The organism is Nakamurella sp. GG22 (assembly GCF_052976845.2).
This window is the reverse complement of sequence record NZ_JBRIIO020000029.1, coordinates 1-24395: the sequence shown is the minus strand read 5'-3', so window position 1 is coordinate 24395 and position 24395 is coordinate 1. Positions and strand designations below refer to the sequence as shown.

Genomic DNA, 24395 nt, shown 5'->3' with positions numbered 1-24395 from the left:
ACTTTCGGCGGATACGTCGAGCACGCGGCTGCCTAGGCTTGTCGGATGGCCACCAGTGCACTCCGCTCGCTGTGGGCCGAACCTCGACCCGCGAATGCCCCGGAGCGCGGGCCCCGGGACTGGGCCCTGGTCGCGGTACTGATCTGCTGGTCGGTGCTGGAAGTAGTGCTTCGCGAGGACCTGGCGCCGCCCCCGTTGCTGCTGATCGCGGTGCTCGCGGTCGTCGGCCCCCTGCTGTGGCGACGCACGCACCCGCTGGTCGCGGTTGCGGTCTCCTTCGGCACGTTGACGATCGTCGACAGCGTCAGGATCCTCACCGGGTCGCAAGGCACCCTGCTGAACAGCAGCATCGCGGTGCTGATCCTGGCCTACGCCCTGTTCCGGTGGGGCTCCGGTCGGGAAGCGGCATGCGGCCTCGCCGTCATCCTGCTCTGGCTGGCCGTCACCATCCGCGCCGCCGACCCCACCACCCTGGCGGAGGCGGTTGCTGGATACGCGTTCTTCCTGTTCGCGGCCGCGCTGGGCGCGGCGATCCGCTTTCGCGCGAAGATCCGCATCCGCGACATCGACCAAGCCAAGGCCCGCGAACGCGCACAGCTCGCTCGGGAACTGCACGACACCGTCGCCCACCACGTCTCGGGCATCGCCATCCAGGCCCAAGCGGGACGTGCCGTCGCGGCCTCCCACCCTGAGCGTGCCATCGAGGCCCTGGCTGTCATCGAGGACGCGGCGACCCGCACCCTCACCGAGCTGCGCGCCATCGTCGGCGTGCTCCGCGCCTCACAGGACACCGAGTTCGCGCCGCAGCCCGGCGTGGCAGAGGTCGAGCAGCTAGCCACCGATGGCCGGACGCATCCCTGCGTCGAGGTGACGCTCTCGGGCCAGTTCGACGACCTCAGCCCGGCAGTCGGCGCCGCGATCTACCGGCTGGCTCAGGAATCCGTCACCAACGCTCGACGGCACGCCCGTCACGCCACCCAGGTCATCGTCGCCGTCACCGGTGACGCCGACCAGGTACGGCTGACCATCGACGACGACGGCTCCCCCGCCGGCGGCCGCGCCTCGGCAGGCTTTGGCCTGGTGGGCATGCGGGAACGCGCCTCACTGCTCGGAGGCACCTTCCACGCAGGCCCCGCCGCCGAGCGGGGCTGGCGGGTAGAGGCGGTCCTGCCCCGCACCGGGACGCCACGATGACCATCAGGGTCCTCATCGCCGACGACCAGCCCATCGTGCGCACCGGGCTGACGATGCTGCTCGACGCCCAACCCGACATCGAAGTGGTCGGCGCGGCCGCCGACGGGCACGAGGCAGTCCGCCTGGCGCTCCAGCTGCGCCCCGACGTCGGCTTGTTCGACATCCGGATGCCGCTGATGGACGGCATCGAAGCCACCCGACGCCTCGCCGGCCCCGACGTCACCGACCCCCTGCCGATCGTGGTCATCACCACCTTCGACCTCGACGAGTATGTTCACGAGGCCCTCAAAGCGGGCGCCCGCGGTTTCCTGCTCAAGGACGCCGGACCCGCCCTGCTGACCCAGGCCATCCACGCCGCCGCCGACGGAAACGCACTGATCGCACCCAGCGTGACAGTCCGGCTGCTCGCAGCGTTCGCCCACTCACAGACCTCACGACCGAGGCAGCCCATAGAACCGCTCACCGCCCGCGAGGAGGAAGTTCTCGTGCCGGTCGCCAAGGGCCGCACCAACAATGAGATCGCCGGCGAGCTTTACATCACCCCCAGCACCGTCAAAGCCCACCTCGCCAGCCTCATGCGCAAGCTCGGCGCCCGAAACCGCGTCGAGGTCGCCATGTGGGCACACGAGACCGGCCGCATCTGACGAGGCAACCAACGATCCGGCAGGCGCTGGTCGACATCGGTGTCCGCGTCAGCACTCTGGACCGCACCATTCTCGACGGTTCAGGTCTCGGCCCAGTCGGTGGCCACACGATTAACGGCATATCGCACATGTGCCCACCACCCTGAAGAGCGCCCAAAGCGTGCGTGCCTGTACCTGCGAGTTCCGCTCGACAAGACCGGACAGGGCTCGGCGTCCAGCGTGAGGAGAAGGCTTGCCGTCAGCTGGCGAAGACCCGGGGGTGGACCGTGGTCGAGGTCGTCAGCGAGAACGACACGTCGGCCAGCAAGGGTGTGCGGCCCAAAATACCAGGCCCGCCAGCGATAGGCGGTCAGCCCGTTCTCATTAAGCGAATTGCAGCGGGGCGGTGCCGGTCGTACACGCGGCAACGTTTCGGGGTGCGAAGTTATCGAAAGGCCTATTACGTTTCATGCTTATGCGCTTCATGCTGACTTATGACCGGGTTTTACCCAGCGGCAACGCCGCGAAGACCGAGACAAAGCAACGGATCCGGCAAACTCTCCATCCTCAGCTCCGTGGTTCATGGGAGCACGAGCCGTTGGACCTATACAAAGAATATCTGCAACCGGCAGCCAACGATTAGATTTGTCCGTTCTGGATGTCATTGAGGGGCACGCCTTTGCGGCACTGATTCGCCCGAGGTTGCTCCTGTTGGCAGGACTTGACATTTTGCTCTTGCGCCCCACAGAAACCGGGAGGATTTGTCAAAACCAGGGGACATCGACAACAAGTTGAAACCCTTTTCGATGCTCTGCGGATGCCGTCATCGGACCAGGAGATAAAAGCGGGGGTGATGTCGTCCAGCATCGAAACGCCGACTCACACCTTGTTGAAGGATGACAACCAGATCACCCGTGTCAGCGTCGAGACGGATCGCCCGCTCGGCGCGTCCGACCCCGACTTACCCCGCCTAATAATCAGGGTTACGGTGTTTCCTAGCAGCTCCTCGCCGGGACTCCCCCTTCCTCGCCTGATTTCGGCATCGGGCCGTTACTCCGGCGGAGTCTCTGACTGCTTGCAGGGCTGAGGCTTCTCACAGGCGGCGCCCTTGCGTAGTCGGCGGCGGTCGGCTCGCCCGGGTGGGCGGCGACGCCCTGCCGATGGGACTAGAGGATGTTGATCGCCCGGGCAATCACGAGTGCGGCCAGCGACAGGGAGACCATCGACTCGACAATCATCATCAGCTTTGCCCAGACGCGCACCGCGGACACATCGGTGGGACTGAAGGCCAGAGCCGTGTTGAATGACAGAACCAGGTAATCAGGAAAAGTCGGATACCAGGATTCGTGAACGTACTCCCGCATCGTCATCTCGGGGAAGATGAAGGCCGGCCTCGTCGGTTGGGTCGCAGCAGCCCGGGATGCGGCGCCACCGGCGTCGAGATCCCAGTACCACAGGGCGAATGCGATCGCATTGGTGAGCCATATGCAGCCTCCGATGACCAGCAATTGGCTGGCGGTGGTGAAGGCTGCGTCGGTGAAGATCCCGGCGACCAGGCGGACTGCGGCGGTCGCCGTCACGAGGGTGATCAGGCCGAACATCAACAGTGTCGTGACGCGGAGCCACCGGCGTTGCCGGTCGATTCGTCCGGGGTCGCCGATCACCAATACGACCATGAAACACAGCAGCGCGAGCGGATAGGCATACCTCGGCAGAATGCGGAAGTCGTCAGGTATCAGCTCCTGCAGGACCCCGACACTGAGCACCGCGGTGGCCATCGGCCAGCGCCGCTCCCCCTGTCGGCCGCCGGTCGGAGCAATGTGCGAGCCGAGATCATGTTCCTCGTCATCGTCGCCGGTCGACGCCGGCTGATCGCGAGACGTGGTCATGGGCCATCCTGAGGTCAACTGCGAGTACGAACCAATGCGGTGTGATGCGTCAATCGGCAGTGCTGAACACGCCACATTTGTTTCAGTCTAGTCCCTGCGTATTGCATTTGATGGGACATCGACTCCCCCCGCCTCGGCCTGAACTCGGAGTCCGTTGAATGCGCTTTCAGCTCGGGCGGCGGAAGTCCGTGACATCCGGGAGCCTTGTGAAGCCGGCCGAGACGTACGTCGCCACGGCGCCGACGTTGCTGCTCGGGGTACACACCGCCGCGGAGGACGATCCCAACTCTTGCAGTGCCGCGGCCGCCGCTACGGCGATGGCGCGGCCGTAGCCATGGCCACGGTGATCGCGATGCACGCCCAGTGGCTCGAGCAGACCCGGGCGCCCCCTCCCGGCCGACCATACGGTGACAGTGGCGACCGCATCGCCGGCTCGGCTGTAACCGACCAGGCACCGGGCCCGTCGGTACGGCCTGGCCGCCGCCATCGCGTGCCACTGCTCGGGGGTGAACGTCGAGTTCGAGAAGGCAGCCCGCTGCACCGCGACCCGGTCCGCGACGTTGCGCGCGTCGACGACCCGGACTGTGAGGTCGCAGTCCCCCACCGCCGCGGGGAGATCACGGCGCAGCCCGGTCCAGGGCTCGTCGCTGCTCCACCCGCTGCGCCGCAACAGGTCTCGTAGCGCAATGCCGCATCGGGCCTCGAGTGCCCCGTCGCCTGCGGGTAGCACACCGCGCAGTGGATCCGACAGGTCCGCCAGCAGTTGCTCGGCCAATGGTTCGTCGTCATCGGCGCTCGGTGCGATGGCCAGCCGGATCAACCCCGGGTGATCGACGAGGCCGACGGCCACCGTACGGCCGTCTCGTCGCCAAACCCAAACCGCCCCGGCAACCACCTGCGCACCCAGTCTCCAGTGCCAGCCGAGGTCACCGGGGTGAAGCTGGACCGGTCCGTGGTCGCGTTGCCAGCCCGATACCGCTTCGACAATGTCGTCCAATGAATCCGGCGTCGCGCGCTGCAGCGTGGTCGACATGCGCCGATCCAACAACACCGGGCGTCCGTGCTCATCTCATTTGTCTTTGAGAGCGCGAATCTTCCGGGCAGTGAATCCGGAGGCGGCATGCACTATGGTTCCGAGCCTGCGCATCGGTAAGATTCCGTCGATGACTCAGCCCGACAACCCGGATGCTATCCGCGTCGGCGACCGGGAGCGCGAGCAGGCGATCTCCGTTCTGCACGATGCCGTGGGCGGCGGGTACCTCGACCTGCAGGAGTTCGAGGAGCGTTCCCAGACGGTCTACGCCGCCAAGACCCGGGGGGACCTGCGCGCCGCTCTCGCGGACCTGCCGGCAGGCGCCCAGCTGTTTCCACCGTTCGCACCGCCCGGTGCGGTTGGCGCGTACGTGATGCCGAAGGCAGACACCATCAACGTCGACTGGACGACGGTCAAGCGGGGAGGGTCGTGGCAAGTGCCGGCCCACCTGGTCGTCACCGGCTCGCTGGGCACCGCGGACCTCGACCTGAGCCGAGCGACGATCCCTATGACCGGGTGCCTGATCGAGGTTCTGGCGTCGTGGAGCACCGTCAAGCTCCGGCTCGGCGACTCGATCGTTGCCAGAACGGAAGACTTCGACGGCGGTTCAATGACGACGCTCAAGGACAAGGCCGGTCCGCCCTCGACGCCCGGCGGCCCCGTCGTCGACATTCGCGGGCACGCCAATTGGACCACGGTCGTGCTGCGACGAAATTGAGCGCGTCAATGCCACAGTCCGTTTGACACCGCGCTGTTTCGATTCGGCACTGCGGGCCGAACCGAAACGCCCGTGACAACCTGCTGGGCCCGCAGGACAATCACCCTGTTCTGGGAAGCCCGAGAGCGAGGACCGTCGTGCCGAACGGCGTCCGATGGACCCTATCGGGATCCGCTCCAAGAAAGGGACGGCTATGGCAACTGTGACGGTCGCCGCCGTGCAGGCGGCGTACATCCTGATGGACAACGCGCCTGCGTCGACAAGGCGATCACGCTGCTTCGACAGGCAGCCGCCGAAGGCGCTGAGATCGTGGTGTTCCCCGAAGCGTTCATTCCCGGAACACCCATCTGGATCGACTCCCGACCGATCTGGGACGGTGACGGGGATTGGTACGCAATGCTTGTCGATCAGGCCGTCGTCGTGCCCGGCCCGATCACCGACGCGCTCGGCGCCGCCGCGCGTGCTGCCGGGGCCTATGTGGTGATCGGGGTGCAGGAACGCGACCGCCACGGCGCCACCATCTACAACACGACGCTGTATTTCGGGCCGGACGGCGCCCTGTTGGGCAAGCACCGCAAACTCATCCCCACCGGCTCCGAGCGGACGGTATGGGGAATGGGTGACGGCTCTACCCTGCCCGTCATCGACACCCCGCACGGCAGGCTGTCCGGCTTGACCTGCTGGGAGAACTTCATGCCGCTGGCCCGTTACTACCTCTACAGCCAGGGCGTCGACATCTGGGCAGCCCCGACCCTCGCTCCCAGCGACGGTTGGATCGCGACCATGCGACACATCGCGCTGGAAGGGCGGTGCTACGTCATCGGCGTCAACCCGTGCCTTCACATGGACCAGATCCCGGCCGACTTTCCGCATCGTGATCGCGTATGGGCCGTCGGTGACGATGGCCCAGGTTGGGTGGAATCCGGTAACAGCGTCATCGTCGATCCAACCGGAAAGATCCTGGCCGGTCCTGCCCGGCACGAAGAGACCATTCTGTACGCCGAGGCGGACCTCGCCGCAGTACGCGCCGCGCGCCGGTTCTTCGACCCGGTTGGCCACTACAGCCGACCGGACATCTTCCAACTCCATGTCGATACTCACTCGCGGCAACCCGTGGTGCAGGACCGGCTGACAACGGGAGTGGGTGATGGATGGCCGACACCGCGGCCGAAACCTGATGTAGTGCAGGGCACAGGAGTCGATCGGTGACCGTCGTTGCTCAACCGGCCCTGTCGGGCGCCAGGATTCAGAGTGACCGGCGCATGATCAGCCGCGGCAGTTTCGAGGCGACAGCGTCTGTCGTGCCGATGACCTCGAAGCCGACCCGCTCGAACATCGCCCGGGTGCCGACAAACGCCATGGTCGTGTCCATCCGGCCCTCGGGGTCGACGGGATAGGCCTCGACCGCCGGCGCGCCGCGAGATGCCGCGTAGTCGACCGCGCCCTGGATGAGGTGCGGGGTGACGCCCTTCTTGCGGTGGCCTCCCCTGACCACCACGCAGATGATGCTCCAGACCGGCACCGTGTCGACGGGACGGATGAGCTTCGACCCATTCAGACGTGGTATCTCGGCACGCGGTCCGATGTTGCACCAGCCGACCGGTGTGCCGTCGAGGTAGGTGACCACCCCCGGCGGGTTTTCCCGCTCGCAGAGCCGTCGCATCGCCAACTGGCGATCGCCGCCGCCGAGTTCCTCGATATCCCTGACGCGCAGGCGATGCGACAGACACCAGCAATGGGTGGCGCGGCGGTTCGGGTTGATGACGTCGGCGAAGTCCTCGAAACGCTCTGGCGTCAGCGGGTGGCTTTCCCAACTCATCGGCCCATCGAACCACCGACCCCACCGCAGAGCCGCCGTGATGGCTCAGAAACACCGAGGGCGTCAGGTCAGCTGCTGCCGTCCAAGACGGTCCGCAGCTTCTGCGCGAAGGCCTCCGGCTGCCCGGCGTACCCGAATTCGCCGCCCATGAAGCCGCCGTGGTGGCTCGGAAATACCGTGGCCTGCTGACCGAGTAATTCGGCGGTGGCCAGGGAGGTGCGGGCGGTGAAGGTGCCGGCGGATTCTTCCCCCACCGCGATGACCACCCGGGTCGGTGCCGCGGCGAGCGCCGGGATGTCGGGGGAATAGGCGCTGACCGCGGTGGATCGTTCTGACAGCAGCGGATCGTCGCGGGATCCGTTGTCCTCGCTGGGCATTCCGAACATCGCCGGATCCGGTGCGGGCTGCGCGAAGTAGTCGTCGGTGAACTCGCCCTGCCACGACGTCATCGCGATGAAGGCCGCCATTCCTGCCCCAGACCCATTGGCCTGGTACACCTCTCGAACACATTTAAAGGCGCGATCGGCGGCGGCGGCGTCCGGGAGTACTGGGATCATGGGTGGTTCGTGGGCCACCAGGGTGCTGACGTCTTCCGGGTGGGCGGCCACCAGGGCAAGGGCGGTGACCGCGCCGCCGCTGCTGGCGAACATCTCAACCGGTCCGGCGCCGAGCGCCGTGATGACGGCGTGCACGTCACCTGCCTGCGCCGCCGGCACCGCTGTGTCCCCGCCGTCTTTCCGCTTGCTCCGGCCAAGGCCGCGCGGGTCATAGGTGACCACGGTGCGGTCTGGAAAGTACGAAGCCAAGGTGCGGAAGCCGGTGGCGTCCATCGGCTGACCGATCATCAACAACGGCGGGCGCCCGTCTGCGGTGGGCAGGGGCCCGTCCACGTCGTAGACGAGGTCGACGTCGGGGGTGTCGAGGACGTGCGTTGTCATCATGCAGCAATCGACCTCAACCACGGCGTGAACTCATCGGGTGCGCCAGCTCTGTGTTCGTCCACCTCGACGCGGACCCGGCGTCGGCCATGAGGCATGACGGCAGGTTGACCGGCCGAGTATCTCGACGGTGGTTGAACTCCAGCTGGTTCGGGAATCCAAAGAAGATGACTCGACCCGAGGACCTCACTGCGGACCAGCACGCAATCGTCGACCAGTCCGACGACGTACACGACCCTGCCGACGACTCTGACGAGATGAACGACCCGGCGAAGATGGCCGACACCTACCCAGAGGCGCTGGACCGCAAACTCGAGGAGGCGGAGGGGGCCATCGATGCCCACCGGTCGGAGTCGGACGCTCGCAGCATCTCGGGTAACGGCCGCACCCGTGCCGAGGAAGCGTCAGGCCTCAGCAACCGCCCTTGACCTCACGGACCGACATTCACCGATTGGGCGCTCAACGCCGGGTTGAGACCACCGCCGCCGGCGGAACTCGGTCTGGTCAGGTCCGGCGACGTTCCACTGACCGAAGCCGACCGCCAGGAGGTGAGAGTCGGCGCCCCTGAACGTGTCTCCGATTTAGGGGAACCTCCGCCGGCTCACCCGCGGAGCAACTGATTGATCCTCGCCGCCTGCAGAGTGAGATGGTCCCGCTCGGCAACGGCGGTGGCGGACCGGGCGGCGTCGGCGTAGAGCCGGGCCGCAGTCGTCAGGTCCCCCGCTTTTTCGTGCAGGTACGCCGAGGCGGCGGTGTGGCGGGGCAGGGCGGAATCCACTGTGGCCAGTGCCGCGAGACCGGCGTGGGCGCCGTCGGCCTCGCCGATCGCGACCGCCCGGTTGAGCTGGACGACCGGGCTGCCGGTGAGCCGGAGCAGTTCGTCGTACCAGCCGACGATCTGCACCCAATCGGTCTCCTCCACGTGCTGCGCGTCGGCGTGCAGCGCGGCGATGGCCGCCTGGGCCTGGAACTCCCCCAGCCGGTCCCTACTCAGCGCGGACTGTAGGACTTCGACGCCCTCGGCGATGAGCCGGGTGTCCCAGCGGGACCGGTCCTGCTCGGCGAGGGGAACGAGGCTGCCGTCGGGCCGGGTCCGCGCAGACCGCCGGGCGTGGTGCAGCAGCATCAACGCCAGCAGCCCCGCCGTCTCCTCGTCGTCGGTCATCGACGCCAACTGTCGGGTGAGCCGGATCGCCTCGGCCGCCAGGTCGACGTCACCGGTGTACCCCTCGTTGAACACGAGGTACAGCACCCGCAGCACCGTGGCCAGATCACCGGGTGCGTCGAACCGCACGGCGCCGACCGTCCGTTTGGCCCGGCTGATCCGCTGCGCCATCGTCGCCTCCGGCACGAGGTAGGCCCGGGCGATCTGCTTGGTGGTCAGCCCGCCGACCGCGCGGAGCGTGAGGGCCACTGCCGACGCCGGGCTGAGCGTCGGGTGTGCGCACAGGAAGAACAGGTGCAGCGTGTCATCCGCCGACTCGGCCGGCCCTGCCGGTGGCTCGACCTCGACCCGCAGCTCACGTTCCCGGCGGGACGCCTCGGCCCGGTGGGCATCCAGGAACTTCCGCCAGGCGACGGTGACCAACCAGCCCTTGGGGTCGGCAGGCGGCCGGTCGGGCCAGGTCAGGGCGGCTTGGAGAAGGGCCTCCTGCACGGCGTCCTCGGCCGTCGCGAAGTCGACCCCGCGACGAACGAGGACGCCGATCACCGCGGGAGTCAGCTCCCGCAGCAGCATCTCGTCCATCTGCAGCCCTGACCTGGCCGGCCGGGTCACTCGGTGACCGTCGACGGCTCACTCAGGAACGGGCGCAGCTCGAGCCACTCGTGGATGGGGTTGCCGCCGGCCCCGGGAGCGGCCGACAGCTCGCCGGCAAGCTCCACAGCGCGGTCGTAGGTGTCGACGTCGATGACCATCCATCCCGCGATCAGGTCCTTGGTCTCGGCGAACGGTCCGTCGGTGACCGGGGGCCGGCCCTCCCCGTCGTACCGGACGAAGGTGCCCTCGGGTGAGAGTGCCTGACCGTCGACGTACTCGCCGGTTCCTTCGAGCTTGGCGGCGAAGTCGGCCATGTACTGGATGTGGTTGGTGACCTCTTCCGGCGTCCACTGGTCCATCGGGATGTTGTTGACGGGCTGCGGAGCGCCGCGATAGTGCTTGAGAAGCAGGTACTTGGTCATGGTGGTCTCCTTCGGTGTGATGCGGCCATCGTCGCCGCGTCCGCCCCTGGGACGGAGCCGCCCCGCCGATCTCGACATCGTCCGCCGACTTTCTTCTCAACCGGCAGACAGCTGGGCCAATCTCCGCAGAGTCCGGAACTGCTTGCGCATCATGATCAGATCACCCCACGCCAGCGCGTGATACCGGAGGTGTTCCCACGGCTTGTCGGGCTCGTGCAGGACCAAACGTGCGACCAGTCGGCTGGTGTGCTCTGACGTAGCGGTGACCCGGTAGGTCAGGGCGACCAGCCCGAACAGCCGCTCTGCTGCCGGGTATGCCAGCAAGGTGACGTGCTGGTCCGGCACGAACGCGGCCAGCGTGCCGATCAGGAAGTCCTGCCCGAGGGTCAGTCGATCGACGCCGGGTGTCAGTTCGCGCGGGCTTCGCCGCCCGGCGTTGTCGATCCAGTCGTAGCTGTACGGCGCGACCCGGAGCTGACACAGCCACCGAAATGTCACCGCGGCGGGCGCTGCGACGTCGATCGCCCTGGTCAGGACGCGAGCGCCGGTGCCCGCCAGCTGGTCGCAGGAATCATCCGTCGCGATCTCGGCGGCCGTCGTCTGCCAGTGCTCGGGCAGGAGACGCAGCCCGGGCGGCGGGCCATGCAGGACAGGGAACTCGGCATTCATAACATTGGAACGTACGCTCTAGCGCGTTCGCTCCACAAGAGTCGGTGGCCCGATCCCGCAAAGGCTATGGTGTCCGCATGACGCAGCCCGTACGCCGAGCGCGGCGATCGCATTCCGACGACGAGATGCTCTCCGCAGTCAGGGATCTCCTGCTGGAACACGGCTCCCGCGGGGTGACGACAGCCGCCATCAGCGAGCGTAGCGGTGCACCGACAGGTTCCCTCTATCACCGCTTCGGTTCCCGGTCGAACATGGTTGCAGAGCTCTGGATCCGCACGATCCAGAAGTTTCACGCCGAGCTCTTCGCCGCGACCGACGCCGCGGAACCAGGAATGGACCGCGCGATCGCCGGCGTCCTCGCGATCGTGGACTTCTGCTCGAAGAACCAGGCGGATGCCCGATTGATGCTCGTCGCAAGTGTGGCGGAATTGAAGAATGACGAGTCGCTGCCGCCGGCATTGGCGGAGTCGTTGCGCACTTTGAACGACCCGGTTGAGGTGCTGATGAGGCAACTCGCCCGCGAGTTGTACGGCAGGGCCAATCGCGGCGCATTGGATCGCGTGTCGATCGGCGTGATGGGCCTGCCGTACACGGCCGTTCGCCGGTGCCTGCTGCAGGGCAGGGACCCTGCGCAGGTGCGGGACTTGGTGGAACAGTCCGCGCGGGCGATCCTGTCGGTGCAATGACGGTGCGCTCAGAGATCGGCCACCCGCGGCGCCACCTCGGTGCCCAGCAACTCGATCCCGCGCAACAGGTCAGCGTGGGCGAGCCTCGGATTCGTCATCTGCAGCGAAACCCGGTTCACCCCACCGAGTTGCTCCGACACCCGGCGCAATTTGGTGACAATGGTGTCCGGATCCCCTAGGAAGAAGGCACCGTTGGGACCGCTGGTCGCATCGAACTGGGCTCGGGTCGGGGTCGGGAAGCCGCGTTCCCGCGAGACCTGGGTGAACATCTGGTGCCAACCCGGGTAGATGGTGTCGGCGGCCGAGGCAACGCTGTCTCCGACGAAACCGAACACGTGCAGCCCCACCTTGAGACTTTCCGGGGCGTGACCAGCCTGCGCACCGGCCCGACGGTAGAGATCGACGAGCGGCGCGAACTGCCGCGGCTCCCCGCCGATGATCGCCACCATCAGCGGCAGCCCGAGCAGTCCCGCCCGCACGAACGATTCAGGTGTGCCACCGACTCCCACCCAGATCGGCAGGGGATTCTGCGCCGGCCGCGGGTAGATCCCCTGGCCGGTCAGCGCCGGTCGGTGACGACCGGACCAGGTCACGTGCGCCGAATCCCGGATCTTCAGGAGCAGGTCGAGTTTCTCGGCGAACAACGAGTCGTAATCGGCCAGGTCCAATCCGAACAGCGGGAAGGCCTCGGTGAACGAGCCACGCCCGACGACGAGGTCGATGCGGCCCTTCGAGATCAGGTCGAGGGTGGCGAACTGCTGGAAGACCCGTACCGGGTCGGCGGCGCTGAGGACCGTCACCGCGCTGCCCAATCGAATCCGGGCCGTCCGGGCGGCGGCGGCCCCGAGGATCACCGGCGGTGCGGAGTCGTAGTACTCCTCGCGGTGATGTTCACCGATCCCGAACGAGTACAGCCCGGATGCGTCCGCGAGCGCGATCTCCTCCAGCAGGTGTTCGATGCGCTCTTCCGGCCCGACCTGGCGACCGGACTCCGGGTCCGTCACGGTTGAGACGAAACTGTCGACACCGACGTGCATGCTGTTCTCCTGACTGGGGCGGTCCTGCGCGTTCCATCGACGACGGTACTGACGGCGTCTGCAGCGCACCGGTCGACATCGGTCAGGTTTCGAGAAGCACCGTCCCTGCGCGCCGCTGAGAATCATGGGCGTATCCGACGGGACCACACAGGGAGACGCGCCATGACCGAGTCGAAGGCAGCCGGAGCCACCAGCGACACCGAGGAAGACGCGGACGGATTCAGTGCGGCGGAACGGGCCGCCATCAAGGAACGTGCGCAGGAGGTCAGGGCGGGCAAGCGCACTCGCGGAAAGAAGGTGGATCCAGAAACGGCGCTGCTCGAGAAGATCGCCGAGATGTCCCAACCGGATCGCGGGATGGCCGAGCGCATCCACCTTCTGGTGATGTCGAACGCTCCGGAACTCCAGCCGAAGCCCTGGTACGGGATGCCCGCCTACGCGCTCGACGGCAAGGTCGTCTGCTTCTTCCAGCCGGCGCAGAAGTTCGACACCCGGTACTCGACGCTCGGCTTCAACGACATCGCGAAGCTGGACGACGGTGACATGTGGCCGGCCGCCTATGCCGTGACGAAGATGACGCCGGCCGTCGAGAAGGAGATCGCGGCCTTGGTGAAGAAAGCTGTCGGCTGAACCGTTCGAACCGAGCCTGACCTTCCACCTTTGGCCGATTGACACGGGGCGTGCCGATGCGGTCCGATGCGGTGGATTTGCCGGGAGTGGCCGAATGGTCACATCTCGCGCCCCACAGAGAAGTGAGGGAAGCGATGAGGGCTCGGTCCATTGCATTTCTGGTCTGCGCGTTGGTGGCCGGGCTTCTCGGCGTCGCCGCTCCCACGGCGTCGGCGGCGCCACCTCCGGAAGCGGGACCCACGGTGTATGTCGGTGAGCTCACCACCGACCAGTTGAAGCAGGTCGCCGATCTCGGCCTGGACCACGGCACCGTGACGAGCAGCGGCGCCGCGGCGGACGGCAAGGTTGCGGTGGAGGTTGTCCTCACCCGGCAGCAGGCCCAGAAACTCAATGCCCTCGGCCTTGCCCTCGCGGAGAAGCAGGTTGCCGGTGAGGCGGTGTCTCAGCGGTTGGACGCGCAGGCTGCGAGTGGCTACGAGGTCTTCCGTTCCTACAGCGAGCCGGGTGGCATTCGTGACGAGTTGATCGGCCTCACCCGTCAGTACCCGCGACTGACCAAGCTCGTCACCATCGGCAAGACCGTCCAGGGCCAAGACATCCTCGCCGTCAAGGTCACCCGGAACGCCGCCGGCCTTCGGGACGGGCTCCGGCCCGCGGTGCTCTACTCCTCCGCGCAGCATGCCCGTGAGTGGATCACGCCCGAGATGAACCGGCGTCTGCTACGCCATTACCTCGAGAATTACCGGACGGACCCCAAGATCAGGAAGATCGTCGACACCACAGAGTTGTGGTTCCTCCCGGTGGCGAACCCGGACGGCTATGACTACACCTTCACCGAGGGCAACCGGCTGTGGCGCAAGAACCTTCGTGACAACGACGGCGACGGAGTCATCACCGGTCTCGACGGTGTGGACCTCAATCGCAACTTCCCCTACCGCTGGGGATATGACAACGAGGGATCGTCGCCGTCGTTCGGCAGCGACACGTACCGGGGTGCGCGGCCGGCGTCCGAGCCGGAAACCCGTGCGTTGGACCGCCTGCTGCGCAGGGTCGGCTTCGAGTTCCAGATCAACTATCACTCCGCCGCTGAGCTCCTCTTGTACGGCGTCGGCTGGCAGGTGGCGACTCCGAGCCCGGACGACCTGCTGTACGAGACCCTGGCCGGCGATGACGCCCGCCCGGCGGTTCCCGGGTACGACCCGGATATCGCCGCCGAGCTGTACACCACCAACGGCGAGACCACCGAGCACGCGCACAACGTCTACGGCACCTTGGCTTTCACCCCGGAAATGTCGACGTGCGAAACGGCCAGCGCCGTCGATCCTGATGATGCCTTCGACCCGGCAGACTGCGAGAGCGTGTTCAACTTCCCCGACTCCGAGGCGCTGGTGCAGGCCGAGTTCGAGAAGAACATCCCCTTCGCGCTGTCGGTGGCTCGGTCGGCCCAGGACCCGGACGATCCGGTGTCGGTGGTCGGGCGGAAGGCGCCCGACTTCCAGGTGGACAGCTTCGCCGTCTCCTACGGAGACCCGCAGACCGTGGCGGTCACCGCGCGCCGTGACCTGCGGAACCTCGCCATGCGGTACTCCATCAACGGTGGACGGAGCTACCGCGTCCCGGTCCGGGAATGGGCGGGCGGCGAGCGATACGGCGACGAGGCAGACCGGTATTACGCCGAATTCCGCGGCAAGGTCCAGGGCGCTCGACCGGGCGACAAGGTCCGCGTGTGGTTCACCGGCAACCGTCCAGGAAAGGGACTGCGCACAAGTGAGGCATTCACCTATCGCGTCGCCGAGGACACCAGGAACACCGTGCTGGTCGTTGCCAATGAGGATTACGAGGGCGTCAACCCGGATTATCCCGCGTCGGTGACGGCACCCAAGTACGCGAACAGCTACGTGGCCGCGCTCCGCGCGCAGGGCATCAGGGCGTCGGTGTGGGACGTGTCCCGCCAGGGTGTGCCACATCATCTCGGTGTGCTGTCGCACTTCCGCGGCGTCGTCTGGTACCTCGGCGACAACCGGTTGACGCAGGATCCGGAGGACGCGCTCACCCAGATCGGCAGCCAGCAGATCCCGGACGCCGCGGTCGCCGAACGGCAGCAGTACCTGACCATCTCCGTCCGCGACTACCTGAACGAGCGGGGAAAGCTGGTCCACACCGGCGAGACTGCCGGGTACTTCGGGTTCCTGGGAGGCACGGTCGGCGGCATCTACTACGGGCTGGATGGGGACCCGACCGCGGACTGTGTGGTGACCGCGGACCTGTTCTCGGACTGCCTGCTGCTCGCCGACGACTTCTTCCAGTACTACCTCGGTGCGTACTCGAGGTCACCGGTGCCGTCGCCGACCGGGTTCGCGGGTCTCGGGGACCTGGCCGACGCCACCGGGACCTTCGGCGGCCAGGCGGTCGCCGACAATCCCTTGGACGAGCCCGGGACCTTCACGGTCACCAGTGACGTGCTACCGGTCGACCAATTCCCGCAGTTCGCGAGCGAAGCCGCCGGTACGTACCGGGGCTCGGCCGGCGGCGGGTTCGATCCCTACGAGGGCGCCTGGTATGTCGGCGGTGTCACCATCAACGACTCCTATATGCGGCTCGCCAGGACGGTCGACCTCACCGGCGTCAGCGCCACGGACAATCCGCTGCTCAGAGCGCGGTTGTCCTTCGACACTGAACCCGGCTACGACAATGTGATCGTCGAGGCACACACGGTCGGCAATGACGATTGGACCACGCTGCCGGAAGCCGGCGGACTCACCACCACGGAAGTTCCCGCCGAATGCGAAGCCGGGTTCCTCGTCGAGGAGCACCCGTTCCTGCTGAACTACCTGACGCTCGGCGAGACAGCATGCACGCCGACGGGGACGACCGGCGAGTGGAACGCGATGACCGGCAACTCCGGTGGCTGGCAGCCGGCCGAGTTCGACCTGTCGGCCTACGCCGGCCAGCAGGTCGAGGTGTCCATCAGCTACGTCACCGATCCGTCCACCACCGGCGTCGGGGCGTTCATCGACGACACCAGCATCGTGGTCGGCGGTGCCGTCCGCGAGAGCGAGGGATTCGAAGCCGGCCTGGGCCCATGGTCCCTGCCCGGTCCGCCGCCGGGAAGCCCGCCGGCGGGAGGTGACTTCCGTCGCGCCGAAGGACTGCTGTTCGGAGCGGTGACCACCGCGGACACGGTGCTGTTCGGCTTCGGCATCGAGCAGATCGCGTCTCCGGCGGAGCGCGCGGCAGTCCTCGGAAAGGCGGTCAGGTACCTGTTGCCGGCGTCCTGACACGGCCGACCGGCCGACTGCCGCTCCGCTCAGGGGCGGCCGTCGGCCGGCCCGTCCCACGACCGCCGCGGGATGGGCAGGCCGGCGGGGACGTCATCCGCGGATTCGGTGAGCCCAACCCCGCGGGTCAGGCCGTCCGCTTGTCGAGCAACTGCAGAAGGTCGTGCGCGGCGAGTTCGATGTCCTTGTGACGCCATTCCGATGCCCGGTAGACGCAGGCGATCAGCCCGGTCCGGTGCACCCGGCGCAGGTCGCCGTACACAAAGGCGTACCGGGCCTTCGTGTGGTCATTCGCGCCGTCGGTCAATCCGAGATGCCACGCGGCATATTCGTCCCAGGAATGGCTCTTGAGAAAGTCGTTCTCCGCATCGGCCTTCGGTTGGACCTCACCCCAGTCGCTGTTCAGCACGTACTGGCGAGCCTCGATCAGTTCCCGGGCGCGGACGACCGCCTCGTCGTTCAGCAGGTATTTGGCCACCACACCGAGGGTAGGCGGTGGCGCAACCGGAGACCACCCTGGGACTGCCAGCAGCTGGGCTGAGGAGGCATATCGTGCAACACATGTCGACGCTCTGGACGCTCGGATGTGACGCCGCGGACCCGCACCGGCTGGCAGCCTTCTGGGCACTCGCGCTCGGGTATGTGGACGAGCCCGGTTATGACGATCCCGACGGCGCGTCGATCGTCGATCCGGACCGCGAACGCCCCGCGATCAGCTTCCTTCGCGTGCCCGAACCGAAGACCGCCAAGAACCGAGTGCACATCGATGTCAGGTGACCGGTGAACCTCCGTGGGATGCTCAGGGGAAAGAGCTCCTGATTCGCTCGAAGGTCACCGACCTCGCCGGTGCGGGCGCGACGTTCGTTCGCGAGCAGTTCTACGGGCGGACACTCGGTCATGTCGTGATGCTCGACCCCGAGGGCAACGAGTTCTGCGTCGCCTGAAAAGCAATCAGTTCCAGTTGTCGATCTTCAGGTCATGCGGCGCCGGCGCACCCTTGCCGTTCTCCACCAATGACTTGAGGCTCATCATGAAGACGCCCCATTTGGTGCTGCAGTGGTACATGAACTCCACCGGCTCCGCCCAGCCCTTGTGCGCGAACAGGACGACGGTGTAGTCGTCCTCCCTCTTGAGCGTCCAGTCGACGGTGGTGCCGATCCACTCTGCCGGACCGTCGACCACCTGCCAGCGGACGTGCCGTGCCGGGTCCAGTTCGACGACCTTCATGGAGATGTCGCCCGGTTCGAAGTGGAACTGCAGGACGTCGCCCACGCCCGATGCCCCCTCGGTGTTGGTGGTCCACCAGCCGGCGAGACCGTCGCGAGTTGTCAACGCCTCGTAGACCTCGTTTTCCGACGACGACTGGATTCCGACCTTGTGCAGGATGTCGACCATTTCTCGTTCCTCTTTCCGGTGTTGGTGCACTACGTGCAACCTGTGGTTGCGTCTCACCATAACTGGGTGCGCGTGGTGACGCAACGATTGGTTGCGTGGCATCGCGAGGTGGCCGCCCGAGTTGTAGTGGGTACTGTTCGTCTGGGGAAGACCTTGCCCACGGTGGTGATGGAATTCCAGACGATCGCAGCGGCGAACAACTACTGGCGGCAGTAATCCGGCGAACGCAGTGAAGACGCCGCACCTGCGTGATCATGTGTCCATGCGCCAGAAATTTGCCCGTTTCCTCCTCCCCGAGTCCCAGCGCCGGACGTTGGGCGAGCTGACCGGGGATCTCGATCTCTCGGCCGGGGACGCCGAGTCCAAGAGGTCCGCCTTCTGGATCATGCTGACCCTGTCGGCGGTGATCGCGTCGGCCGGCGTACTGGCAGACTCGACCGCCACCGTGATCGGCGCGATGATCATCGCGCCGCTGTCGACGCCCATCATGGGTATCGCCCTCGGCATCGCGAAGCAGGAGGCGGGAGCTGCCGGCCGGGCGGGCCGCTTCGTCTTCGGCGGTGCCGTTCTGGTGGTCCTGATCGGAATCGTCTTCGCGCTGGTGGTTCCTGGTTCGTCGGACCTGTTGGGCAACAGTCAGATCGCCAGCCGGACGTCACCGGACATGCTCGACCTCGTCGCAGCTATTGCGACCGGGTTCGCCGGCGCCATCGCGCTCTCCCGCCGTGACGTGGCCGCCGTGCTGCCGGGTGTGGCCATCGCCATCTCGTTGGTCCCGCCGCTGGCGGTGGTGGGCGTGTGCCTGGGCCACGGTGCTGTCGGCCTGGCGCTCGGGGCGTTGGTGCTGTTCCTGTCCAACCTGGTGGCGCTGGTGCTGGCCGGCACCCTCGTCTACACCGCCGTCGGCTACAGCACCGAGGCGGCCGAGGAAAGGCCTCGCACGTCGCGGCGAAAGGCGTACTTCACCCTCGGCCTGGTATTGATCGTGGTCATCATTCCGCTGCTGGCCAACACCGTCGCCACCTACATCCTGTCGGTGCTGGCCGAGCGGGTTCAGTCAACCGCGACCGGCTGGATCTCCGCTGTCCCCGGCGCCAGCATCGAGGGAGTCGACTTCGCCTCGACCAACATGTATGTGCACGTCCAGACCCCGGACCGGGTACCTCCCGTCGCGGACCTGATGACGGAGCTCGAAGCCATTGTCCCGGATGGCATCTCGGTGATCGTCAGTACCTCGCTCGGCGAACAGATCAATGCCGGGAGCATCGGCAGCCGTTGAGCGTCGCGGTCATCGGGTCAGACCCTGCCGACCGCGGCCCACGCGGATGCGGTGATCTCGAACGGAGCCGCCGGCAGCAGGGCGGTGCACTCCGCGGCAAGTGCGGCCCGACCCCCGGCATCCAGTCCGGCGACATACCTGCCGGCCGGTCCGACGCCGAGGGTGAACGGCTCCCACCATTCATCGAAGCCGGCAAAGGGGACGCGAACAGTCAGCCTCATTGCGTCGATCTGACTGAGTCCGGCTCGCTCGAACAACTCGACCAGGTGTCCCTCGCGCGCACCGGCGAGGCCGGCCTCATCCGGCGCTCCCGGATCGAGGGTCTTGACCGCACGCCAGAAAGCGCTGAGCGGACCGGTTTCTCCTGCGTGGTCCCAGACACACGCGGCGACCGCTCCCCCGGCGTTGGTGACCCGGGCCATCTCGATGATGCCGGCGACCGGATCCTTCATGAAATGCACGACCAATTGAGCGGCAGCGCAATCGAAATGCCTGTCGGCGAAAGGCATGTCCTCGGCGGCCGCTCGGTGCACGTCGATCGACGGTATCCGCGATCGGACCGCGGCAACGAACGATTCCGACGGGTCGACAGCGGTGACGGCGTCGGCCCCGAGGCGTCGGACCAGGCGTTCGGTCAGCGCACCCGGCCCACAACCGACGTCCAGGGCTCGCTGGCCGTCTCGGAGATCGAGCAGTTCGACGAACTGGTCGGCCAGCGGCTCGGAGTACCGGCCCATGAAGCGGGAGTAGGCGTTAGCCGTGACCTCGAAGCTCACGTGGTCAAACTACTCCCGGGGCGAACAGCGTGATGGCATCCGCTTTCCTGCGGATTTGCACCGCACGACGCCGATGAATTCGGCATGCAGCGGGAGTCCTACCCTCCCGACAGCATCCTGAGGAGGACCGCGGTGACGGACGAGGAACAGATCCGCGGTGTGGAACTCCGTACGCGATCCCGGCCGGTGGGTCCGATCACCGGCTCGGTGGCCTGGGCTTCGCGAATTGGGCCGACGAGGTACAGGAGCAGGAACGGCGGCTGGGCGTCTTCTTCGACACGATCGTCGTCTGCAGCGTCACCGGCAGCACGCAGGCCGGCATGATCGCCGGATTCGCCGGACAGGACCGGCCGCGCCGGATCCTGGGCATCGATGCATCGGCGAAGCTCGACGAGACCAGAGCCCAGGTGGAGAAGATCGCCCGCAACACGGCCGACCTGATCGGACTGGGCAGGGATCTGCGGGACGACGAGATCACCGTCCTGGAGGGCTGGGCCGGCGACTACTACGGCATCCCGGTGGATTCCACCCATGACGCCATCCGGCTGACCGGCTCACTCGAGGGCATGATCATCGACCCCGTCTACGAGGGAAAGTCCATGGCGGGCCTCATCGACCTCGTTCGCAGCGGCGACATACCCCGGGACTCGACCGTGCTGTACGCGCATCTGGGCGGCCAGCCCGCCCTCAACGCGTACAGCGCGCTCTTCCGCTGACGTTCGTCACGGCAGCAGCACCAGCTTTCCGCGGAGGTGGCCGTGCTGGCTGATCTCGTGCGCCTCCGCCGCCCGGGTGAGCGGGAAGGTCTGGATCTTCACGACGAGCTTGTTCTGCTCCAGCAGCCCGGCCGTCTGTTCCAGTGCCTGCTTCGCGTTCTCCGAACGACCCGTCGTGAGCTGGATACCCAAATCACCGGCGCTGAAATTGGCAATGCTGACGACCTGTGAGGGCTCGGTGACGAGGCTGATCAGATCCTCTGCCGGCGACTTGCCGGCAACGTCGAACACGGCGTCGAACCCGCGCGGAGCCGCCGCCTTCGCGCGGTCGACGAGGCCGTCGCCGTACAGCACGGGAATTGCGCCGATCTCGCGCAGGTAGTCCTGGTTCGACTCGCCGGCCGACGCGATCACGGTGGCGCCACGGGCCTGGGCTACCTGGACGGCCACCGCATCGACGCCGCCCGCTCCGCCGTCGATCAGCACAGTGCTGCCGGCGGTGACCCCGACGAGGTCGAGGGCACGGATGGATGTCTCGGCCGCAACGCCCGCGGCCGCGGCAACTGCCCAGTCCACCGAGGCCGGCTTCTTGGCGTACGTATCGAGGACCGCGTACTCGGCGGCGGTGTTCGACCCGAGGCCGAAGACGTCGTCGCCGACGGCAACATCGGTGACTCCTTCACCCACCTCGTCCACGACGCCGGCCGCGTCAAATCCCAGATACCCGATTCCCTGCAGCGGCGAGCCGCCGGCCATCAGGCCCGCCCTCATCTTCCAGTCGAGGGGATTCACGCTGGCCGCGCGCACGATCACCCGCACCTGACCCGCGCCCGGGTGGACCTCGGGCGCGTCGCCGACCTCGAGAACTTCTGGGCCGCCGTAGCTCTTGAACTGGAGTGCGCGCATGCAGACATCCTTCCGCCGCGGACGACCGGTCACTGCCGTCCTGCTCGTTGCGATCGGCGGAGCACCGATCCGCGTCCATCCCACAACTTCGGCGTCCGTGGGCCTATTCCCGCAGCGAGGCAATTGGGTGAAATTTGGTCGCGGTCGGATTCGCATGCCCGCCGACGGTGGCGTCAGGGCGAATGGGCAACGGTCATTTCGACCCAATCGAAACCTCGGACACCACCCTTCCGGCGGCGTCAGACCGGTGATGCTGCGGTGCGGGCTGCGGCCCGGACGTAGCGGGTGATGCGGAAGGGATGGCTCAGGTGAATACTCGCTTTTGAATTCGAGTGACGCATTCCGGAATCCTACGTTCATCAAATGATCGGCGGTGCATTTCCATGAGGCGCTCTGCAATCCATCGGCTGATTCTGGTTCTGTTTGCCTGCGTACTCGGCTCTCTGTTGGTAGCTCCCGCCAATGCCGCCGCGTCCGCCCCGGTCGCTCACGGTATCCGGGTCAGTCCGATCGGGCACCCGACCTGGAAACTGGTCGACTTTCATCTCTTCTCGGCGCCGATCGGCACGGCGGCGACCGGATATGCGGAGTTCGGCCAGACGGCCGAGGCTCTGCTGCCGCCGCCCGACCACCGGCCGCACCCTCAACTGGGAATCGGACCCGGCTATGCTCACCAAGGTCCCTACGACAACGAGTTGGCCGAAGGAGTTGCGGCACAGCGATATTCCGAGGGGGTGAGATTCCACACCGATCAGTTCTCCGACGGCCTGGGTGTGTGGGCTGTGTGGATGGCGGTACCCGCGCCCGGCGTCATCGGTTCCTCTCCCGACTTCTCGGCCGGGCCCATCATTCCCAATAACCTCTTCCCAATCCATGTCCTCGGTACGGCCACTCACAATGGCGCACCGTTATCCAAGATCGCCAAGTTCGACGTTCCTGCCCTCGTCAGCAAATTGACACCACCGTTTGATGTTGACGGTGCGAGCCACACACCCTTCTTCTTCGCCGACAACGCCGATTTCGCGTTGTCCGACCGTAACCTCCGTGGCAGTTACCGCTGGCAATTCACCCTGGTCGACGCGACCGGCAACGGCTGGTCCGTGGCGGTCCATTTCACCGTCGCTCCGTGACACTGACGCTCCCTGACTCAGCGAGCCGTGCCGGCATCGTCGGCGCGGGGTGCGCGGAGCGCGGAGCGCTGTGGTCGGTGGTCGGTGGAATGGCGGTCGCAACCATGACCGGGCTGGCTGGGCCGGCTCGCGGCTGCTCCGACACCTGAACCAGCCGGAGCAATATCGCAATATTCAGTGGCAGGGATGAGTGCCGAGTTGCTAGCGTCGTGCACGCAGGTCGGGGAATCCGACCGCCCACAACGGAGGATGCCATGGCTACCCGGGAAACGTCCCGGGTCCGCACATCCCGGATCGATGCCGGTCCGGTGATGGTTCGAACGCGAGCTTGATCAGCACGATGTGCTGATCGCTGGCGGATCGACGGTGCCCCGGACATCACGCTGTTCATGTTGATCCCCGTTGTGAGGAGCACCCGCGTTGTCAGTTTCACCCTCTCCTGTCCAACAGCGTCCCCAGTCAGAGTCCGACGACTTCGGATCCGACTGGTACGCCGACTTCTTCACCGAAGTCACAAATGAGTTCTGGCGCCGGATGGCGACGCCAGAAATGACCGCCGACGACGTCGCGTTAGTTGTCAACAAACTCACGCTCGAACCGGGAGCGGCAATTCTCGATGCGCCGTGCGGTAGCGGACGGCACAGCATCGCATTCGCCGGCCTCGGGCATCGTGTCACCGGCATCGACATCTCGGCGGAGGCGATCACCTTCGCTCGGCGGGAGGCCGCCGCCGAGGGAGTCGACGTTTCATTCCAGGTCGGAGACATGAGAAGTGTTCCGATGAACGTGGCGTTCGATGCCGCGGTGTGCCTCGGGAACAGCTTCGGCTACCTCGACATCATCGGCACCAAAGCGTTTCTCGCCGCGCTTGCACGGGCGATCCGGCCTGGCGGTGGACTCGTCATCGATGCCAACATCGCGGCAGAGACCATCCTGCCGGGTTTCACCGGTGAAGCCCGGACCATGCGCGCCGGCGACATCACGGTTGAGGCGACGACCGAGTACGACGTCACTCACAGCCGGCTGATCAGCCATTATCACTACACGCGGGGCGCTGAGCAGTGGGCAGGCACCGCGCTGCATCACCTTTATACCGTCGCGCATATCCGAGAATTGCTGACCGACGCCGGGTTCGACGGGATCGAGCTCTATGACGGACCTGACGGGCGGCCGTACCGCCTGGGCGCCCACCGACTGCTGGTAGTGGCCCGCCGTCGCTGAGTTCGACCGGTCCGCGCACGCCTGTGCGCACGTCGGTGTTGGTCGCCGCTTGCGTGACGACCAGCACCGGCTGCGCACAGGCCAGCGCGTCGGTGGTCGTCGCGGCTTCTCAATGGCGCTAGCGCCGGACGCGATAGGTCAGCTGTTGCGTATCTGCCGCCCATGACCTATGATTAGTACACACGTGCGAACGGTGGTGATGGTCATGAGCGACAAGCCGAAGGCTGGGCGGTGGGCCGGGCACGCCACCGGCCCCGCCGGACCGGCGTCGTTGGCC

General features: G+C 66.6%; 25 protein-coding genes and 1 pseudogene. 14 read left to right on the top strand and 12 right to left on the bottom strand.

Annotated features, from left to right (window positions below; all coding sequences use genetic code 11):
* The first annotated feature begins 45 nt into the window (after window positions 1–45).
* Together ACVBEQ_RS23055 and ACVBEQ_RS23050 are read left to right on the top strand one after the other, a co-directional pair.
* The gene (locus tag ACVBEQ_RS23055; RefSeq protein WP_447155741.1) at window positions 46–1194 is read left to right on the top strand and encodes a sensor histidine kinase; all 1149 of its coding nucleotides are present in this window, start codon (window positions 46–48) and stop codon (window positions 1192–1194) included.
* Window positions 1191–1838: a response regulator gene (locus ACVBEQ_RS23050; protein ID WP_447155740.1), complete on the top strand. Its 648-nt coding sequence runs from the start codon at window positions 1191–1193 to the stop codon at window positions 1836–1838. The genes ACVBEQ_RS23055 and ACVBEQ_RS23050 overlap by 4 nt, the downstream gene beginning before the upstream one ends.
* 1145 nt (window positions 1839–2983) lie before the next feature.
* Here the strand turns inward: ACVBEQ_RS23050 and ACVBEQ_RS23045 are convergent.
* Window positions 2984–3706 (bottom strand): hypothetical protein, encoded by a 723-nt coding sequence (locus ACVBEQ_RS23045; RefSeq protein WP_447155739.1) that lies wholly within the window; start codon window positions 3704–3706, stop codon window positions 2984–2986.
* Window positions 3707–3872: 166 nt separating this feature from the next.
* On the bottom strand, window positions 3873–4739 hold the full coding sequence (locus ACVBEQ_RS23040) for a GNAT family N-acetyltransferase (protein WP_447155738.1): 867 nt from the start codon (window positions 4737–4739) through the stop codon (window positions 3873–3875).
* A gap of 130 nt (window positions 4740–4869) precedes the next feature.
* On the opposite strand from ACVBEQ_RS23040, the gene ACVBEQ_RS23035 reads away from it, so the two are divergent.
* Together ACVBEQ_RS23035 and ACVBEQ_RS23030 are read left to right on the top strand one after the other, a co-directional pair.
* Window positions 4870–5457 (top strand): DUF1707 SHOCT-like domain-containing protein, encoded by a 588-nt coding sequence (locus ACVBEQ_RS23035; RefSeq protein WP_447155737.1) that lies wholly within the window; start codon window positions 4870–4872, stop codon window positions 5455–5457.
* Between the two features lie 309 nt (window positions 5458–5766).
* Window positions 5767–6666: a carbon-nitrogen hydrolase family protein gene (locus ACVBEQ_RS23030; protein ID WP_447155736.1), complete on the top strand. Its 900-nt coding sequence runs from the start codon at window positions 5767–5769 to the stop codon at window positions 6664–6666.
* 37 nt (window positions 6667–6703) lie between these two features.
* Here ACVBEQ_RS23030 and ACVBEQ_RS23025 read toward each other — a convergent pair whose 3' ends face one another.
* Both ACVBEQ_RS23025 and ACVBEQ_RS23020 read right to left on the bottom strand, forming a co-directional pair.
* Window positions 6704–7276, bottom strand: a complete 573-nt coding sequence (locus tag ACVBEQ_RS23025) for a GNAT family N-acetyltransferase (protein ID WP_447155735.1) — start codon at window positions 7274–7276, stop codon at window positions 6704–6706.
* Window positions 7277–7344: 68 nt separating this feature from the next.
* On the bottom strand, window positions 7345–8214 hold the full coding sequence (locus ACVBEQ_RS23020) for an alpha/beta fold hydrolase (protein ID WP_447155769.1): 870 nt from the start codon (window positions 8212–8214) through the stop codon (window positions 7345–7347).
* Window positions 8215–8381: 167 nt separating this feature from the next.
* Here ACVBEQ_RS23020 and ACVBEQ_RS23015 point away from each other — a divergent pair, with 167 nt between their 5' ends.
* Window positions 8382–8642 (top strand): hypothetical protein, encoded by a 261-nt coding sequence (locus ACVBEQ_RS23015; RefSeq protein WP_447155734.1) that lies wholly within the window; start codon window positions 8382–8384, stop codon window positions 8640–8642.
* 173 nt (window positions 8643–8815) lie between these two features.
* Here ACVBEQ_RS23015 and ACVBEQ_RS23010 read toward each other — a convergent pair whose 3' ends face one another.
* The 3 genes from ACVBEQ_RS23010 to ACVBEQ_RS23000 all read right to left on the bottom strand — a co-directional run bounded on the left by ACVBEQ_RS23010 (window position 8816) and on the right by ACVBEQ_RS23000 (window position 11064).
* Window positions 8816–9961 carry an RNA polymerase sigma factor gene (locus tag ACVBEQ_RS23010; RefSeq protein WP_447155768.1) on the bottom strand — a complete coding sequence of 382 codons (1146 nt, stop codon included), beginning with the start codon at window positions 9959–9961 and terminating at the stop codon, window positions 8816–8818.
* Between the two features lie 26 nt (window positions 9962–9987).
* Window positions 9988–10395: a YciI family protein gene (locus ACVBEQ_RS23005; RefSeq protein ID WP_447155733.1), complete on the bottom strand. Its 408-nt coding sequence runs from the start codon at window positions 10393–10395 to the stop codon at window positions 9988–9990.
* Window positions 10396–10491: 96 nt separating this feature from the next.
* Window positions 10492–11064 (bottom strand): hypothetical protein, encoded by a 573-nt coding sequence (locus ACVBEQ_RS23000; protein WP_447155732.1) that lies wholly within the window; start codon window positions 11062–11064, stop codon window positions 10492–10494.
* 77 nt (window positions 11065–11141) lie between these two features.
* Between ACVBEQ_RS23000 and ACVBEQ_RS22995 the strand changes: the two genes are divergently transcribed.
* Complete coding sequence (locus ACVBEQ_RS22995; RefSeq protein ID WP_447155731.1) at window positions 11142–11750, top strand: TetR/AcrR family transcriptional regulator; 609 nt, start codon at window positions 11142–11144, stop codon at window positions 11748–11750.
* A gap of 8 nt (window positions 11751–11758) precedes the next feature.
* Here the strand turns inward: ACVBEQ_RS22995 and ACVBEQ_RS22990 are convergent, their stop codons facing one another.
* The gene (locus ACVBEQ_RS22990; RefSeq protein WP_447155730.1) at window positions 11759–12787 is read right to left on the bottom strand and encodes an Atu2307/SP_0267 family LLM class monooxygenase; all 1029 of its coding nucleotides are present in this window, start codon (window positions 12785–12787) and stop codon (window positions 11759–11761) included.
* Window positions 12788–12949: 162 nt separating this feature from the next.
* On the opposite strand from ACVBEQ_RS22990, the gene ACVBEQ_RS22985 reads away from it, so the two are divergent.
* Window positions 12950–13417 carry an iron chaperone gene (locus ACVBEQ_RS22985; RefSeq protein WP_447155729.1) on the top strand — a complete coding sequence of 156 codons (468 nt, stop codon included), beginning with the start codon at window positions 12950–12952 and terminating at the stop codon, window positions 13415–13417.
* Between the two features lie 134 nt (window positions 13418–13551).
* Complete coding sequence (locus ACVBEQ_RS22980) at window positions 13552–16695, top strand: M14 family metallopeptidase (protein WP_447155728.1); 3144 nt, start codon at window positions 13552–13554, stop codon at window positions 16693–16695.
* Between the two features lie 127 nt (window positions 16696–16822).
* Here the strand turns inward: ACVBEQ_RS22980 and ACVBEQ_RS22975 are convergent, their stop codons facing one another.
* Window positions 16823–17173, bottom strand: a complete 351-nt coding sequence (locus ACVBEQ_RS22975) for a hypothetical protein (RefSeq protein ID WP_447155727.1) — start codon at window positions 17171–17173, stop codon at window positions 16823–16825.
* A gap of 83 nt (window positions 17174–17256) precedes the next feature.
* Here ACVBEQ_RS22975 and ACVBEQ_RS22970 point away from each other — a divergent pair, with 83 nt between their 5' ends.
* The gene (locus tag ACVBEQ_RS22970; protein WP_447155726.1) at window positions 17257–17472 is read left to right on the top strand and encodes a VOC family protein; all 216 of its coding nucleotides are present in this window, start codon (window positions 17257–17259) and stop codon (window positions 17470–17472) included.
* On the top strand, window positions 17469–17639 hold the full coding sequence (locus tag ACVBEQ_RS22965; protein ID WP_447155725.1) for a VOC family protein: 171 nt from the start codon (window positions 17469–17471) through the stop codon (window positions 17637–17639). The genes ACVBEQ_RS22970 and ACVBEQ_RS22965 overlap by 4 nt, the downstream gene beginning before the upstream one ends.
* Window positions 17640–17646: 7 nt before the next feature.
* On the opposite strand, the gene ACVBEQ_RS22960 is transcribed toward ACVBEQ_RS22965, so the two are convergent.
* A complete protein-coding gene (locus tag ACVBEQ_RS22960) occupies window positions 17647–18090 on the bottom strand; it encodes an SRPBCC family protein (protein WP_447155724.1) in 444 nt (147 codons plus the stop codon).
* Window positions 18091–18352: 262 nt separating this feature from the next.
* Here ACVBEQ_RS22960 and ACVBEQ_RS22955 point away from each other — a divergent pair, with 262 nt between their 5' ends.
* Window positions 18353–19369, top strand: a complete 1017-nt coding sequence (locus ACVBEQ_RS22955) for a TIGR00341 family protein (RefSeq protein WP_447155723.1) — start codon at window positions 18353–18355, stop codon at window positions 19367–19369.
* Window positions 19370–19386: 17 nt separating this feature from the next.
* Here ACVBEQ_RS22955 and ACVBEQ_RS22950 read toward each other — a convergent pair whose 3' ends face one another.
* Complete coding sequence (locus tag ACVBEQ_RS22950; RefSeq protein WP_447155722.1) at window positions 19387–20145, bottom strand: class I SAM-dependent methyltransferase; 759 nt, start codon at window positions 20143–20145, stop codon at window positions 19387–19389.
* Window positions 20146–20306: 161 nt separating this feature from the next.
* Between ACVBEQ_RS22950 and ACVBEQ_RS22945 the strand changes: the two are divergent.
* Window positions 20307–20861: pseudogene (locus tag ACVBEQ_RS22945) on the top strand (pyridoxal-phosphate dependent enzyme); the annotation flags it as partial.
* A gap of 6 nt (window positions 20862–20867) precedes the next feature.
* Here the strand turns inward: ACVBEQ_RS22945 and ACVBEQ_RS22940 are convergent.
* On the bottom strand, window positions 20868–21767 hold the full coding sequence (locus tag ACVBEQ_RS22940) for an NADP-dependent oxidoreductase (protein ID WP_447155721.1): 900 nt from the start codon (window positions 21765–21767) through the stop codon (window positions 20868–20870).
* 383 nt (window positions 21768–22150) lie between these two features.
* On the opposite strand from ACVBEQ_RS22940, the gene ACVBEQ_RS22935 reads away from it, so the two are divergent.
* Window positions 22151–22897, top strand: coding sequence for a hypothetical protein (locus tag ACVBEQ_RS22935; protein WP_473163200.1), 747 nt, complete (start codon window positions 22151–22153; stop codon window positions 22895–22897).
* 534 nt (window positions 22898–23431) lie between these two features.
* A complete protein-coding gene (locus tag ACVBEQ_RS22930) occupies window positions 23432–24118 on the top strand; it encodes a methyltransferase domain-containing protein (RefSeq protein WP_473163199.1) in 687 nt (228 codons plus the stop codon).
* Window positions 24119–24395 lie beyond the last annotated feature (277 nt).

Excerpts from the sequence above, each read along its gene's own strand:
- ACVBEQ_RS23055 (WP_447155741.1), top strand. The coding sequence starts at position 46 with ATGGCCACCAGTGCACTCCGCTCGCTGTGGGCCGAACCTCGACCCGCG.
- ACVBEQ_RS23050 (WP_447155740.1), top strand. The coding sequence starts at position 1,191 with ATGACCATCAGGGTCCTCATCGCCGACGACCAGCCCATCGTGCGCACC.
- ACVBEQ_RS23045 (WP_447155739.1), bottom strand. The coding sequence starts at position 3,706 with ATGACCACGTCTCGCGATCAGCCGGCGTCGACCGGCGACGATGACGAG.
- ACVBEQ_RS23040 (WP_447155738.1), bottom strand. The coding sequence starts at position 4,739 with ATGTCGACCACGCTGCAGCGCGCGACGCCGGATTCATTGGACGACATT.
- ACVBEQ_RS23035 (WP_447155737.1), top strand. The coding sequence starts at position 4,870 with ATGACTCAGCCCGACAACCCGGATGCTATCCGCGTCGGCGACCGGGAG.
- ACVBEQ_RS23025 (WP_447155735.1), bottom strand. The coding sequence starts at position 7,276 with ATGAGTTGGGAAAGCCACCCGCTGACGCCAGAGCGTTTCGAGGACTTC.
- ACVBEQ_RS23020 (WP_447155769.1), bottom strand. The coding sequence starts at position 8,214 with ATGACAACGCACGTCCTCGACACCCCCGACGTCGACCTCGTCTACGAC.
- ACVBEQ_RS23015 (WP_447155734.1), top strand. The coding sequence starts at position 8,382 with ATGACTCGACCCGAGGACCTCACTGCGGACCAGCACGCAATCGTCGAC.
- ACVBEQ_RS23010 (WP_447155768.1), bottom strand. The coding sequence starts at position 9,961 with ATGGACGAGATGCTGCTGCGGGAGCTGACTCCCGCGGTGATCGGCGTC.
- ACVBEQ_RS23005 (WP_447155733.1), bottom strand. The coding sequence starts at position 10,395 with ATGACCAAGTACCTGCTTCTCAAGCACTATCGCGGCGCTCCGCAGCCC.
- ACVBEQ_RS23000 (WP_447155732.1), bottom strand. The coding sequence starts at position 11,064 with ATGAATGCCGAGTTCCCTGTCCTGCATGGCCCGCCGCCCGGGCTGCGT.
- ACVBEQ_RS22995 (WP_447155731.1), top strand. The coding sequence starts at position 11,142 with ATGACGCAGCCCGTACGCCGAGCGCGGCGATCGCATTCCGACGACGAG.
- ACVBEQ_RS22990 (WP_447155730.1), bottom strand. The coding sequence starts at position 12,787 with ATGCACGTCGGTGTCGACAGTTTCGTCTCAACCGTGACGGACCCGGAG.
- ACVBEQ_RS22985 (WP_447155729.1), top strand. The coding sequence starts at position 12,950 with ATGACCGAGTCGAAGGCAGCCGGAGCCACCAGCGACACCGAGGAAGAC.
- ACVBEQ_RS22980 (WP_447155728.1), top strand. The coding sequence starts at position 13,552 with ATGAGGGCTCGGTCCATTGCATTTCTGGTCTGCGCGTTGGTGGCCGGG.
- ACVBEQ_RS22970 (WP_447155726.1), top strand. The coding sequence starts at position 17,257 with ATGTCGACGCTCTGGACGCTCGGATGTGACGCCGCGGACCCGCACCGG.
- ACVBEQ_RS22960 (WP_447155724.1), bottom strand. The coding sequence starts at position 18,090 with ATGGTCGACATCCTGCACAAGGTCGGAATCCAGTCGTCGTCGGAAAAC.
- ACVBEQ_RS22955 (WP_447155723.1), top strand. The coding sequence starts at position 18,353 with ATGCGCCAGAAATTTGCCCGTTTCCTCCTCCCCGAGTCCCAGCGCCGG.
- ACVBEQ_RS22940 (WP_447155721.1), bottom strand. The coding sequence starts at position 21,767 with ATGCGCGCACTCCAGTTCAAGAGCTACGGCGGCCCAGAAGTTCTCGAG.
- ACVBEQ_RS22935 (WP_473163200.1), top strand. The coding sequence starts at position 22,151 with ATGAGGCGCTCTGCAATCCATCGGCTGATTCTGGTTCTGTTTGCCTGC.
- ACVBEQ_RS22930 (WP_473163199.1), top strand. The coding sequence starts at position 23,432 with ATGGCGACGCCAGAAATGACCGCCGACGACGTCGCGTTAGTTGTCAAC.